The sequence below is a fragment of the Mycobacterium sp. 134 genome, from assembly GCF_048282715.1.
GTDB classification, from domain to species: domain Bacteria; phylum Actinomycetota; class Actinomycetes; order Mycobacteriales; family Mycobacteriaceae; genus Mycobacterium; species Mycobacterium septicum.
The window spans coordinates 6,627,276-6,639,960 of the sequence record NZ_JBLVUN010000008.1; the positions used below are offsets into that span (position 1 = coordinate 6,627,276).

Genomic DNA, 12,685 nt, shown 5'->3' on the forward strand with positions numbered 1-12,685 from the left:
CCGATGAGCACCGCCACGGCCCACCCCGCCGACAGCCACGATCTGATCCGGGTCACCGGCGCCCGGGAGAACAACCTCAAGGACGTCGACATCGAGTTGCCCAAGCGCCGGTTGACGGTGTTCACGGGCGTCTCGGGGTCGGGCAAGAGCTCGCTGGTGTTCGACACGATCGCCGCGGAGTCCCAGCGGCTGATCAACGAGACCTACAGCGCCTTCGTCCAGGGTTTCATGCCGAACCTGGCGCGCCCCGAGGTCGACGTACTCGACGGGCTGACCACCGCGATCATCGTCGACCAGCAGCGGATGGGTGCCGACCCGCGCTCCACGGTCGGCACCGCCACCGATACCGGCGCGATGCTGCGCATCCTGTTCAGCCGGCTCGGCACTCCACATATCGGTTCGCCGCAAGCCTTTTCGTTCAACGTGGCCTCGATCAGCGGGGCGGGTGCGGTGACGCTGGAGAAGGGTGGGCGCACCGTCAAGGAGCGTCGCGACTTCAACATCGTCGGCGGCATGTGCCCGCGCTGTGAGGGACGTGGCGCGGTCAACGACATCGACCTGAGCGCGCTGTACGACGACACCAAATCGCTCAACGAGGGTGCGCTCACCATCCCCGGCTACAGTATGGACGGCTGGTACGGCCGGATCTTCCGGGGTTGCGGCTTCTTCGATCCGGACAAGCCGATCAACAAGTTCACCAAGAAGGAACTCGACGCGCTGCTGCACAAGGAGGCGACCAAGCTCAAGGTCGACGGGGTCAACCTGACCTACCTCGGGCTGATCCCGCAGATCCAGAAGTCGTTCCTGTCCAAGGACGTCGAGGCCATGCAGCCGCACATCCGGGCGTTCGTCGAACGTGCGGTCACGTTCACCACCTGCCCGGAGTGCGACGGCACCCGGCTGTCGGAGATCGCACGCTCGGTGAAGATCGAGGGCGTCAACATCGCCGAGCTGTGCGCGATGCAGATCACCGATCTGGCCACCTGGCTGGGCAGCCTCGCGAAGAAGTCCGCGGCCAAGTCCGTGACTCCGCTGCTGACGGCGTTGCAGCACACGCTGGATTCGTTCGTCGAGATCGGGTTGGGCTATCTGTCACTGGACCGCCCGGCGGGCACCCTGTCCGGCGGAGAGGCCCAGCGCGTCAAGATGATCCGCCATCTGGGGTCGTCCCTCACCGATGTCACCTACGTGTTCGACGAGCCGACCATCGGCCTGCACCCGCACGACATCGCCCGGATGAACGACCTGCTGCTGGCCCTGCGGGACAAGGGCAACACGGTGCTGGTGGTCGAGCACAAGCCCGAGACGATCTCGATCGCCGACCATGTCGTGGACCTGGGTCCGGGCGCGGGATCAGCGGGGGGCGAGGTGGTCTTCCAGGGCAGCGTTGCGGACCTGCGGGCCAGCGACACCGTCACAGGCCATCACCTGGGTTACCGCGCCGGGCTGAAGGATTCGGTGCGGAAAACCAACGGCGCCATGGAGATCCGCGGGGCCGACACCCACAATCTGCGCGATGTGGACGTCGACATCCCATTGGGCGCGCTGGTGGTGATCACCGGTGTCGCGGGCTCGGGCAAGAGTTCGTTGATCGACGGCTCGGTGGCCGGCCGGGACGGCGTGGTGGTGGTCGACCAGAGCCCGATCCGCGGCTCACGCCGCAGCAACCCGGCCACCTACACCGGGCTGCTCGACCCGATCCGTAAGGCATTCGCGAAGGCCAACGACGTCAAACCGGCACTGTTCAGCTCGAACTCGGAGGGCGCCTGTCCTGCGTGCAACGGGGCCGGGGTGATCTACACCGACCTCGGGGTGATGGCCACCGTCGAGACCACGTGCGAGGAGTGTGAGGGCAAGCGGTTCGGCGCATCGGTGCTGCAGTACACCCTCGGCGGACGCAACATCGCCGAGGTCCTGGCCATGCCCGTCAGTGAAGCCGAGCGGTACTTCGGCGAAGTCGAAGCGAAAGTACCTGCCGCACAGAAAATCCTGTCGCGGATGGCCGATGTCGGCCTGGGTTACCTGACGCTCGGGCAGCCGCTGACCACGCTGTCCGGTGGCGAGCGGCAACGACTCAAGCTCGCCGCGCGCCTCGGCGACACCGGGGCTGACAAGGCCGATACGTTGATCCTCGACGAGCCGACCACAGGCCTGCACCTGGCCGACGTCGAGCAGTTGCTCGGACTGCTGGACCGGCTGGTGGATTCGGGCAAGTCGGTGATCGTGATCGAGCATCACCAGGCGGTGATGGCGCACGCCGACTGGATCATCGACCTGGGACCGGGCGCCGGGCACGACGGCGGTCGCGTCGTCTTCGAGGGCACCCCGGCAGATCTGGTCGCCGAGCGCACCACGCTGACGGGGCAACACCTCGCCGAATATGCGGGTAACTGAACCGACATTGTCAGGGCACCCGAACTTTCTCGTGTTGATCCCCAAACTTATTGTCGAATAAGCACTTTCGGACGGGACGGTTTGCGCCGTCCCGTCCGGGGTGCGTATGGTGGTGACAGCGAAGGGGAGTAGCCCCCAATCGGATATTCGACATACTGGCCGCGCAGCGATGCAGAAACGGCCCGGTTATCCGAACCGGTCACGGCCGGTGGGCGAGACCTTCGGCCGTAGACCATTGGGTTGCCGGCCGGAGGCATTTGATTCGGCCCCCAACGGCAGCCAACGACCGAGGAGTTGTTGAGTGCTCGCTGCTCTGCTCTTGAGCTTCGCTGTCATCTTCGTCGCCGAGCTCGGCGACAAGTCGCAGCTGATGGCGATGACCTTTGCGCTGCGCTACCGCTGGTGGGTGGTGCTCGTCGGTATCACCGCTGCCACCACCGCAGTTCACCTGATCTCCGTCGCGGTCGGCCACTACCTGGGCGCAGCGCTGCCGACGCACCTGCTCGGCATCCTGGCCGGGGTGGCGTTCGTGTTCTTCGGGCTGTGGACCCTTCGTGGCGACAAGCTGTCCGACGATGAGGCGACTCGTGCCCAGCGTTCGACCGCCCCGGCGTTCTTCACCGTCACCTCGGCCTTCCTGCTCGCCGAACTCGGCGACAAGACGATGCTCGCCACCATCACGCTCGCCGCCGACAACGACTGGGTGGGTGTGTGGATCGGTTCCACCATCGGCATGGTGGCCGCGGACGCACTCGCCATCGTGGTGGGGGCGATCGCCGGCAAGCACCTGCCCGAGCGCGTGATCCAGCTGGGTGCGGCGGCGCTGTTCGTGGTCTTCGGCCTGGCGATGCTGCTGGAGGGTGCATTCCCGACGGCCCCGGCATTGGCGACCACCGCGGGTGCGATTGCCGTGACCGCGCTGTGCGCGGCAGGCCTGCGTGCGCTGCCCGCGCATTTGCGGCCGGCGGTGATGCGCAAGCCTCAGGCCGCCGAACCAGCTAACTCCGATCAACCAGACGCGATAGCCCCTTGACCCAACCGTGACCAGGCTGTTACGCATGTTGACAGAGTTTCCTGTGTGGTTATTGTGTACTTCGTGCCAGGCCTGGCAAAACTCCTCAAGCGTGCGGTCGCCACTGCGTCCGCCGTTGCCGTCTGTGCGGCCCTAGCCACCACCGGCTCCCCCGTCGCGCGCGCCGAGGACGCCCGGGCACTGCTGCTCGGCGCGATCGCCAACACCAAGGGCGCCTACCTCGTCTACAACTTCGGCGGCCAGTTCGCCGCGCCGTTCCTGTCCGCCGACGGCCGCGCCTACACGCTGAACAACGGCGGCCACCTGATGGCCATGAAGAACGCCTCCAGCCGGCTCAACCCGCGCCTGCTGGTCGACAGCCATCAGGGCTATCAGTCCCGTTGCGAGCGCACCCCCGGCGCAAGAACCAGCGAAGGGCTCTGGCAGGCGTCGGAAACCTATGCGCCCCTCGCCGCGTGGCAGGTGCTGGGGCAGCCGACCATTGCCGTCAATGCCAACTTCTTCGACGTGCGCGGGCAGCAGGGCGGATCGTGGCGCGACACCAAGTGCTCGTCCCCGCTGGGCGCGTACGTGGACAACACCCGCGGGCAGGGCCGGGCCAACACCGCGGTCACCGGCACGCTGGCGTATGCCGGCAAGCAGGGCCTGTCCGGCGGCGACGAACGCTGGGCGGCGCTGGCCACCATGATCCTGCCGATGGGCGGCGCCCCGTATGTGGTGATGCCCAAGGGACCCGACGACTACGACTCGGCCTCCCCGGTGATCCAGCGGCTGCTGGATCAGAACGCGCGGTTCGTGGCGGTGGCCGGAATCGGGTTGCTCGCCCCAGGTGACACCGGTCAGCTCAACGACCCGGGCCCCAGCGCGGCGCGCACCGCTGTGGGCTACAACCGGGCCGCCGATCAGCTGTTCGTGTTCCAGGGCGGCAGCTACACACCGGACAACATCCAGGACCTGTTCCGCGGCCTGGGCGCGGACAACGCCCTGCTGCTCGACGGCGGCGGCTCGTCGGCGATCGTGTTGCGCCGCGATTCCGGCGGCATGTGGAGCGGCGCGGGGTCGCCCCGCGGGAACTGCGATACCCGTCAGGTGCTGTGCGATTCGCGCGAGCGGGCACTGCCCAGTTGGCTCGCCTTCAACTGAGCGGCCGCTAGTTCACCAGGATCTCGGCGAGAACAGCATTCGGCATCCGCAAGGGCTGCAGGTATTTACGCAATCCCGGGTGACACAGCTGCAGAAGTCGTTCCTGGGGTTCGGTGTCGCCCATGCGTTGCCGGCCAAGGTATTTCAGTGTCGCACCCGCGGGGAGATCACCGGCAACCGCTGACGCCGTGGTGCCCGAGATCAACGTCTGTCCCCCGTGGGCGATGTCGCGCAAACGCTTCGTACCGGTGCGTGCGGTGTGCACGCCGATACACAGGTCAAACGGATCCAACGGCGTCAACTGCAGGTACAGCGCACAGGACACCGCGTCAGAGGCGCGATCGAAGGTGGCCGTGAAACCGTCGCAGGCGGGTTGCCTCGTCGAGAAGATCCCGCCGTGGAGCGCGACAAAGTGGGTCATCGTCGCTCGAAAGTACGGAAGCGCGGCCGCCATGTCCGCGGTTTGCGTTTGCCACAAGCGTGCGGATCCCTCGGTGCGGGCCATCAGCCATGCCTTCCCGGTCGACAGCTCCTCGGTCACGCGCGCGTTGCTCCTGCCAGTTCTCGCCTGATATCCCGCGCCAGATGGCACACAGAACGCCAGCGTAACCACTTTCCGCAGGTTGCGTCTCCATGGTCAACACCGTTGCCGCAGAACGTTGTTGCCAACCCGCGGCCAAGGCGGTGTTGCCCCCGTGGGACGCGCGTAAGCCGCTATACGTCGAGTTTGCTGGCCCGCTTCACCGTCAGTTCTCCAGCCATAGGTCGACGCCTTCGGTGGCGAAGATCGACAGCACGGTGCTCCAGGTGTCTTGCCCAAGCGCCTCTTTGATTTTTCGGTAGGACGTCATGACGAACCGGAACTTGCGGTTGTCCGGCGTGCCGAAGCCACCGCGCAGGCAATCGGCCAGCGCATCCAGATTCGAGCCGAAGTAACCGCCGTCGCCGTTGACCGCACGGCCGATCTCGGTGAAGAAGTCCGCCTTGGATGCCACCTTGGCCCCATCGATCCGATACGTCTTCACATGCCTCCGATCAGGCAGAAGGACTCGTAGTGGTCACCGGTGTAGTAGTACTCGGGCGGGTCGTTCTGCGGTGCTCCGCCGGTGACGATGCGCCGCTTGCCGCGGTGTTTGTTGCCGGGCGTCGGCACTGTGTACTCGTGGTAGTAGCCGCGCTCATGCTTGGGTAACCGGCCTTCGTAATTTCCGAAGACGACGCCGTCGTTGCGCGGGTACGGAAACGGCCCACCGGACTGGATCAGCCCTACGGTCTTGTCCGCCTCCGGCGGAAGGCCACCCAGGTCGCACGTGCCGTCCGCTGCCGCCGACGTCGTTTGCGATGCCGGTGCCTGCGACACCGCGGGAGCTGACGTGGTTTGAGTCGGAGCGCAGCAGCCCGAAAGCAGGCCGCACAGCACTGCCAGTGCCGCAATGCGCGATCGTCCCATCGGCATGAGGCTAGCAACAGGCGCCGCAAATCCGGGGTCAACGCCGCCAGCCGTGCGACGATCGTTACTCGAGTGAACAGAGTGACCACCCTTGCGGAGCCCACAGCCCGCCGCGGCAGCACCGCGAGCGGGCGGAAAGCCCTGCCGAACAAGCAGTTTCGCCCCGACATCGAAGGGCTGCGGGCAGTCGCGGTACTCGCCGTGGTGCTGTTTCACGCCGGGGTGCCCGGATTCGGCGGCGGGTTCATCGGCGTCGACGTGTTCTTCGTCGTGTCGGGATTCCTGATCACCGGGCTGCTGTGGCGCGAGGCCTCGGGCACCGGGACGGTGCGGATGGCGCGGTTCTATGCCGGACGCGCCCGGCGCCTGCTCCCGGCCGCCGCTCTGGTCCTGGTCGCGACATCGATGGCGGCCACTCTCCTGCTCCCCCCGCTGCAGGCCCGCTCGGTGCTGGCCGACGCGATCGCCAGTGCGCTGTACGTCGGGAACTACCGCTTCGCGGCGGAGGGAACCGACTATCTCGCAGCCGAGACGGCGGCGTCTCCGCTGCAGCACTACTGGTCGCTCGGCGTCGAGGAACAGTTCTATCTGTTGTGGCCGGCGCTGATCCTAGGCACTGCCTGGCTGCTGACCCGCAGCGGCCGAGGCACCCGTTCGGCCGTCCCGTACGCATGCGTGTTGGCGGTGGTGGCGGCCGCCTCGCTGATGGTGTCGCTCTGGTGGACCCAGACGATGCCGCCCTGGGCGTTCTTCTCTCTGCCGACCCGTGCCTGGGAGCTGGCCGCCGGCGGTCTGGTCGCGTTGACCGCGGCGCACTGGCGCAGCCTGCCGCCGGTCTGTGCGGCGCTGGTCGGCTGGGGTGGTCTGGCACTGATCCTGGCGACCTGCACGCAGCTCGGCACGGCCACGCCGTACCCCGGGTCGGCAGCAGTGCTCCCGGTGATGGGCACCGCGCTGGTGATCGGGGCGGGTTGTGCGATACCCGATCTGGGTGTGGGACGGCTGCTGTCGAAGCCGGTGATGCGTGGCATCGGCCGGTTGTCGTATTCGTGGTACCTGTGGCACTGGCCGGTGCTGCTGTTGGCGCCCGCGCTGTTCGGCCACGGCCTGGGGTTGGCCGGCCGGCTGGCGATGATGGTGCTGTCGCTGGGCCTGGCGATCCTCACGCTGCACCTCGTCGAGAACCCGGCCCGGTTCGCCGCGGCCCTGCGCGGATCGTCGTGGCGCAGCCTTGCCGTCGGCGCGACAGCCACCGGAGTGGCCGTCTGTGCGGGGCTGGTGCTGCTGGCGGTACGCCCGGTGCCGACGGCATCTGGTCCGGCAGCGGTTCCCGTCGCCGCGATCGGACCTGCCCGCGTAGCTGCTCCGTCGTTGACTCCCGAGCAGCAGGTGGAGGCGGCGGTCGCCGCCTCGGCTGACCTTGGGGCGGTTCCGTCGAATCTGTCACCGCCACTGGGCAACATCACCAAACCCGAGGCGTTCGTCAACGGCTGTGTCCTGTCCTGGATGGCGGTCGCCGTGCCCGACTGCACGTCCGGGGACATCAACTCGGCCACCAAAGTCGCCCTGATCGGCGATTCCCATGCGGGGATGTGGCAGCCGGCCCTGGAAACCGCCGCACAGCAATCGCATTGGCGGTTGGATACCTTCGCGAAAGTCACCTGCCCACCGATGAAGCTCCCGATCCTCAGCCCCTATCTCGGACGCGAGTTCACCGAATGCAAGCAGTGGCGGGCCGACGTGCTGACCCGGGTCGCCAAGGAGCGTCCCGCGCTGATCGTGCTCGACATGGTCCGCCGCTACGGCGCCGATTTCGGGTTCGTCAGCTACGACCAGGCCTGGCTGGACGGGTTGACCCGACTGGTGTCGCAGTTGCGCGGGACCGGAGCGCGGGTCCTTGTGCTCGGCCCCGTACCCGACCCGCACACGACGGTCCCGACGTGCCTGTCGGCACACATGGACGACGCCTCAGCGTGCGCGCCCGACCGTGCGATCGCCGTGAACGACAAGGGGATTGCCGCCGAGACTGCAGCGGTGCAGGCCGGCGGTGGGCAGTACGCGCGCCTGGACCAGTACTTCTGCACCGATCAACGCTGCCCGGTGATCATCGGCAACACCCTGGTCTTCCGCGACGACAACCACATCACCGCCGAGTACGCGCAACTGCTGTCACCGGTGATGGCCCACCTGGCCGAAAGCGCATTGGCACCCAACTAGCCGTTCTAGAACCTGGCCACCCGGTCGGTGAAGGCACCGTGGTAGCTCATCGGCAGATGGAACGGTAGCCACGCCTCGGCGATCGGCCCGGCATCCACACGCGGAGCATCGAACACCATCAGCCGGCTGCGGTGTTGGGTCTCGTCGTAGCCCACCGTCAGCACCCATCCGTCGTCCTCGGCGTCGCTGCCCGGACGCGGCACGAAGATCGGTTCGACCAGTTTGTGGCCGGGCGGGCAGTAGTTCTGCACGCTGCCGTCGGCATGGTCGAAGCGACCGATCCCCTCCCCGCCGCCCTCCCCGTCACCGGGTGCGGTCACGTAGGTCACCGTGTGCGGCTGAGTCGACCGGCGCTGGTCTATCTGCGGGAATTCACAACCCATCTGGGCCAGTGGTTCAACCAGGACCCGGTCGTCGGCCGTGATGCGGAACCGGGTGAGCCGAACCGCATCCGGCGCCTTCTCGGGGGCCAGGTCGGCATACATCCGGGCCATGTCCGACCGGCTGTCGGACGCCCAGGCCTGCATCCCACCGAAGGTTTCGGGCGCGAAGCGCGGCAATTCCACCACCACGTCGGAGCCGTCCTCGTAGGCGTTGGCGTAGTGCCACATATAGAACGGGTCGGTCTCGATGACCCGGACTCTTCCGCCGTCGCGCGGGGCGAGGATGAAGTACGAGGGTTCGTTCTGCTTGAACTGCATGGCGTCCCAATAGCTCTGCCGCCCCAGCAGCGCCCACGGGTTGATCCGTAGCGGGGACATCATGAAGACGGCATAGCGCGGGGTCAATGCCATGTCATGGAGGAGCCCCATGCCAGGCAGCGGTACTGCCCGCAGATACCGGGTGGCGCCCCGGCTATCGGTTTCGTACAGGCGCAACCGGACCCGGGGAATCGCCTCACCGGCGAGTTCCCGCAAGCGCCTGATCTTTTCGTCTCGACTCGGCGCACTGCGGATGTGACGCAGATCGAGACGGGGAAAGTAGGGCTCGAACCCGAAGTTCACGCGCGAGTCCGTCGTCGCGTCGTAGGTGTGGTGCGCCGAGTACGCACCGACCGGACCCTTGAGTACGCCGTCGAGGCTGCACATCCCGATGGTGTTGAGGGTGTCGAGGTCCATGCCGTGTGGACGCCCGCCCTCCCACAGTGCGAGCAATTGGTCCTGGCCGATCATCACGTTGGTATTGGCGGTGTTGGCGGGCAGCCGAAGTGCGTTGGCCCGCATGCCTCCCGGACGTTGGTAGGCGAATCCGCGTTTCACCATCCGGCCCGCCGCCGTGGTGGTCAGGTAGTGCTCGGTGCGGACGAACCGGTTCTTGAACCGCACTCCGTTGCCGTCGATCGCGAAGGCCACCACCATGCCGTCGGCGTCGAACAGGCTGTCCACCCGTGACGCGCCGATGTTCCAGCGGCCCGACCCGTTGCGGTAGAGCGTTCCGGTCAGTCCCTGCGGGATCGTGCCGGTGATCTCGGTCAGCGTCAGGTCGTATTCGCCGGTGACGTCCTCCCAATAGCGCGAGGGACCGTCAATCTGGGGCGAGGCGGGAGCAGCCATAAAAGACATCGTGTCTTTTATGGCTGGCCGCTGTCAATAGCCGAGACGTCGAAGGGACTGAACGGCAGGGCCGAACCGCCGTCCCAGCACAACGTGGTCAGGTGCTCGACGAGCTCGGCCCGGGGCATCGACGAGTCTCGTAGCCACCATTGCGCGCTGACCATGGCCGACCCGACGATGGCCCGGGCCCACGGCGCCGCGGCGGCGGTATCGGCACCGCCGGCCGCCATCGACGCGGTGAGCATCGCCTCGACCGCGGCGGCGAGTTCGTCGAAGATTCCCGGCATCTCGTGGCCGCCGGCGGCATGCATGCTCAGGGCCCGGTACAGGTTCGGATCGTCCTGCATCCAGCCGCAGATGACGTCGAAGAACAGCGACATACGCTGGCGCAGGTCGGCCGAACCGGCGGCACGCCTGGTGATCTCGATCAGTAGCCGACGGGCCTGACGTTCGCCGAGCGCGGACAGGATGGCGGCCCGATTCGGGAACACCGCATAGACCGCCGAGCGCACGAAGCCGGCCTCTTTGGCCACCTCGGCGATCCCGACATCGGGCCCGTTGGTGCGGATCGCACGTTCGGCGGCGTCGAGCAGATCCGAGCGCCGCTGCTCGGCGTCGACGCCAGGTCCGGCGGGCCTGCCGCGCCCACGCCTTGCCGAAGTCACCGGTCAATCGTAGATTCCGGCGACCGGCCGGTTGCTCAGGCGGCGTCCTTCTTCTCGGTCTTCTTGGCGGGCTTCACCGAGTCGCCGGCCTTCTTGACGTTGTCCTTCACCTCGTTGACCGCCTTCTCGGCGCCCTTCTGGATACCCTCGGCCGCGGACTTGATCTGCTTGCGACCGTCTTCGGCGACCTTGTTCACCCTCTCCTGTGCGTCCTTGACCGCCTTCGCCGTCCGCTCACGCGCCTTCTCGGCCGAGTCCTTCGCACGCGCGCCGGACTCCTTGACCGACTTCTCGACCTCCTGGCGGGCATCGTCGGCCGCGGTCGTGAGCTTCTTGGTGTTGTTGTCCAGGTTCACCTTGATCTCGCCCACAGCAGGTTCGTCCACGACAGATTTCAGATTGACAGTGTCCGAACCGACGTCGGTTTGCGTGATGCCCTGCGGCTCGAAGCTCGTCTTCGCAAGACCCTGTGGCCCAACGTTGTTGAGGTTCAGTCCCGTTCCGCCGGTCGTCAGCGAATTACCCACCCCGAGCAGGCCGAGCAGCTGCTGTATCGGACTCGGCACGGGGTTCTGGTTGATCAGGCCGTCACTGATCGCCTTCTGAATGCCCGTCACGAGGTTGTTGACCAGATGCCCCGGGACCTGCGCCCAGTCGACATCGGCCGGAAGTGTGCCGAAAGCCGTTGGGATATCGGCCTCGTCGAGTGTGCGGTCGTACACACCGGTCTGCTCGTTGTAGTACACATCGGTGTAGCCGAGGTTCACCAGGCTGGTGAGCACGGGGCTGAGCGCTGTGCCGATCGGGTTGTTGAGATTGGCCCCGGTCAGCAGATTGACGACATCAACGGCGAGGTACGTCGGCTCGAGCAGCGGCAGGCTCTGGGCCGGGATGGTGACGTAGATGTTGAGCTTGGGGCCCAGCTGAGGATCGTCCCCGGGATCGGCCAGGTAGTCGGTGATGTCCGCACCGAGCTGCGTCACGATCTGGTCGACCAGCACCGTGCCGAGCGTGTCCAGCGACTGGTTTCGCAGGATGTAGGTCGGGAACAGTCCTGCCGCAACGTTGTTCGCCATGGTGAACGGGTTGGGCCAGGCGGCGAAGTCCGAGAGCGGGAGATACTCGGCCGTCGCATCGATCTTGATCGGGATCAGGTTGGCACCACCCAGAGTCAGCCCGAACAACGGCACGTCACCGAGCACGGGCACGCCGCCGATGATGCTGGTCCCGCTGCTCTGCACCTGGGTATCGGGGGTCACGGTGTCGATGCCCAACAGCCTGAACAACGGGTAGGCACGGGCCAGGATGCCGCCGTTGGCCCGGCCGGGGTTGTCGATCAGGAGCATCGGCATGATCGTGAAACTACCCAGAAGCGGGTTGGTGCCGGTGTAGTTGGCCCCGCCCGGCTGATTCGGCAGGTCGTCGACCACCTGCTGATACGCCGCGCCTGCCGCGAACGCACCGAATCCCCAGCCCGCCACGATGGGGATCCGCACATCGGCGACATTCGAGCTGAGGGCCGGCAGATCCACGCCGGTGAGGAGCTTGAAGGTGGCTTTCAAGGTGTCGAAGGCGATGCCACTCGTGGGCAGGCCGATTGCTGTGAAGAGAGACTCGAGACTGATGTCGAGGTAGTCGGTGCCGTTGATCTCGTCGGCCACCGAGTTCGGGAAAGAGGGCACCCACCCGAGGTCGACACCGAGCAGTCGCAGCAGCGTGAACGGCCCACCGGTGGTGATCAGGTTGATACCGGCCGACGACAGCGGGTCGTCGAGGTCGATTCCGAGGGCATCGGCCAGGTCGCCAATCGGTAGCCCGCCCAGTGCACCGCCGAGCGCGCCACCCAGCGCGTCATTGAGCGGACCCTCGACAGCGGCGGTCGGATCGATTCCGGCCGCCTGCAGGAGCGCGAGGAGGTTGAATTTGTTGACGAACGCCGTTTCGAGCTGCGCGCCGACCGTCTGGAACTGGTTGTAGACCTGGGTCCCGAAGCCGCCGGTGAGGTCCGGGATCTGGTCGGGCGGCGGGAAGATCTGGACCCCGGATTGCAGCCGGAGGTCGCGCTGGACCGCGGCGGCCTGGGCCGGCGGTGGAGCAATACCAACCGTAAGCGCGGTGACTGTTGCGGTTGCCGCACCGAGGGTCGCAACCCTCTTGACGCGCCGCCGCTGCCTACGGTGTTTGACTGCCATCTGACCAGTCCTTTCGGCCGCCTTCTCAGGTTGATCTC

At 66.7% G+C, this 12,685-nt stretch carries 10 protein-coding genes; 4 read left to right on the forward strand and 6 right to left on the reverse strand.

The window, feature by feature from the left end:
- Window positions 1–3: 3 nt before the first annotated feature.
- The 3 genes from ACNQVK_RS36430 (at window position 4) to ACNQVK_RS36440 (ending at window position 4,570) form a co-directional block, all read left to right on the forward strand.
- A complete protein-coding gene (locus ACNQVK_RS36430) occupies window positions 4–2,394 on the forward strand; it encodes an ATP-binding cassette domain-containing protein (RefSeq protein ID WP_418033682.1) in 2,391 nt (796 codons plus the stop codon).
- A 301-nt stretch (window positions 2,395–2,695) separates the two neighbouring features.
- The gene (locus tag ACNQVK_RS36435; RefSeq protein WP_418033684.1) at window positions 2,696–3,427 is read left to right on the forward strand and encodes a TMEM165/GDT1 family protein; all 732 of its coding nucleotides are present in this window, start codon (window positions 2,696–2,698) and stop codon (window positions 3,425–3,427) included.
- A gap of 54 nt (window positions 3,428–3,481) precedes the next feature.
- Entirely contained in the window at window positions 3,482–4,570 is a 1,089-nt protein-coding gene (locus ACNQVK_RS36440) for a phosphodiester glycosidase family protein (protein WP_418034568.1), read from the forward strand.
- Window positions 4,571–4,577: 7 nt separating this feature from the next.
- On the opposite strand, the gene ACNQVK_RS36445 is transcribed toward ACNQVK_RS36440, so the two are convergent.
- The 3 genes from ACNQVK_RS36445 to ACNQVK_RS36455 form a co-directional block, all read right to left on the reverse strand.
- Entirely contained in the window at window positions 4,578–5,111 is a 534-nt protein-coding gene (locus ACNQVK_RS36445; protein WP_418033686.1) for a LuxR family transcriptional regulator, read from the reverse strand.
- Window positions 5,112–5,316: 205 nt separating this feature from the next.
- Complete coding sequence (locus ACNQVK_RS36450) at window positions 5,317–5,595, reverse strand: barstar family protein (protein ID WP_044514521.1); 279 nt, start codon at window positions 5,593–5,595, stop codon at window positions 5,317–5,319.
- The gene (locus ACNQVK_RS36455) at window positions 5,592–6,026 is read right to left on the reverse strand and encodes a ribonuclease domain-containing protein (RefSeq protein WP_418033688.1); all 435 of its coding nucleotides are present in this window, start codon (window positions 6,024–6,026) and stop codon (window positions 5,592–5,594) included. The genes ACNQVK_RS36450 and ACNQVK_RS36455 overlap by 4 nt, the downstream gene beginning before the upstream one ends.
- Before the next feature lie 75 nt (window positions 6,027–6,101).
- On the opposite strand from ACNQVK_RS36455, the gene ACNQVK_RS36460 reads away from it, so the two are divergent.
- Entirely contained in the window at window positions 6,102–8,237 is a 2,136-nt protein-coding gene (locus ACNQVK_RS36460; RefSeq protein WP_418033690.1) for an acyltransferase family protein, read from the forward strand.
- A 5-nt stretch (window positions 8,238–8,242) separates the two neighbouring features.
- Here the strand turns inward: ACNQVK_RS36460 and ACNQVK_RS36465 are convergent, their stop codons facing one another.
- From ACNQVK_RS36465 to ACNQVK_RS36475, 3 genes are read right to left on the reverse strand one after another with little or no spacing between them, the layout of a single operon-like run.
- Complete coding sequence (locus ACNQVK_RS36465; RefSeq protein ID WP_418033692.1) at window positions 8,243–9,790, reverse strand: carotenoid oxygenase family protein; 1,548 nt, start codon at window positions 9,788–9,790, stop codon at window positions 8,243–8,245.
- A 17-nt stretch (window positions 9,791–9,807) separates the two neighbouring features.
- On the reverse strand, window positions 9,808–10,455 hold the full coding sequence (locus tag ACNQVK_RS36470) for a TetR family transcriptional regulator (protein WP_418033694.1): 648 nt from the start codon (window positions 10,453–10,455) through the stop codon (window positions 9,808–9,810).
- 35 nt (window positions 10,456–10,490) lie between these two features.
- Window positions 10,491–12,647: an AAA family ATPase gene (locus ACNQVK_RS36475; protein ID WP_418033696.1), complete on the reverse strand. Its 2,157-nt coding sequence runs from the start codon at window positions 12,645–12,647 to the stop codon at window positions 10,491–10,493.
- Between the last annotated feature and the right edge of the window lie 38 nt (window positions 12,648–12,685).

Coding starts and splice junctions, on each gene's coding strand:
- ACNQVK_RS36430 (WP_418033682.1), top strand. CDS start 4: ATGAGCACCGCCACGGCCCACCCCGCCGACAGCCACGATCTGATCCGG.
- ACNQVK_RS36455 (WP_418033688.1), bottom strand. CDS start 6,026: ATGCCGATGGGACGATCGCGCATTGCGGCACTGGCAGTGCTGTGCGGC.
- ACNQVK_RS36465 (WP_418033692.1), bottom strand. CDS start 9,790: ATGGCTGCTCCCGCCTCGCCCCAGATTGACGGTCCCTCGCGCTATTGG.
- ACNQVK_RS36475 (WP_418033696.1), bottom strand. CDS start 12,647: ATGGCAGTCAAACACCGTAGGCAGCGGCGGCGCGTCAAGAGGGTTGCG.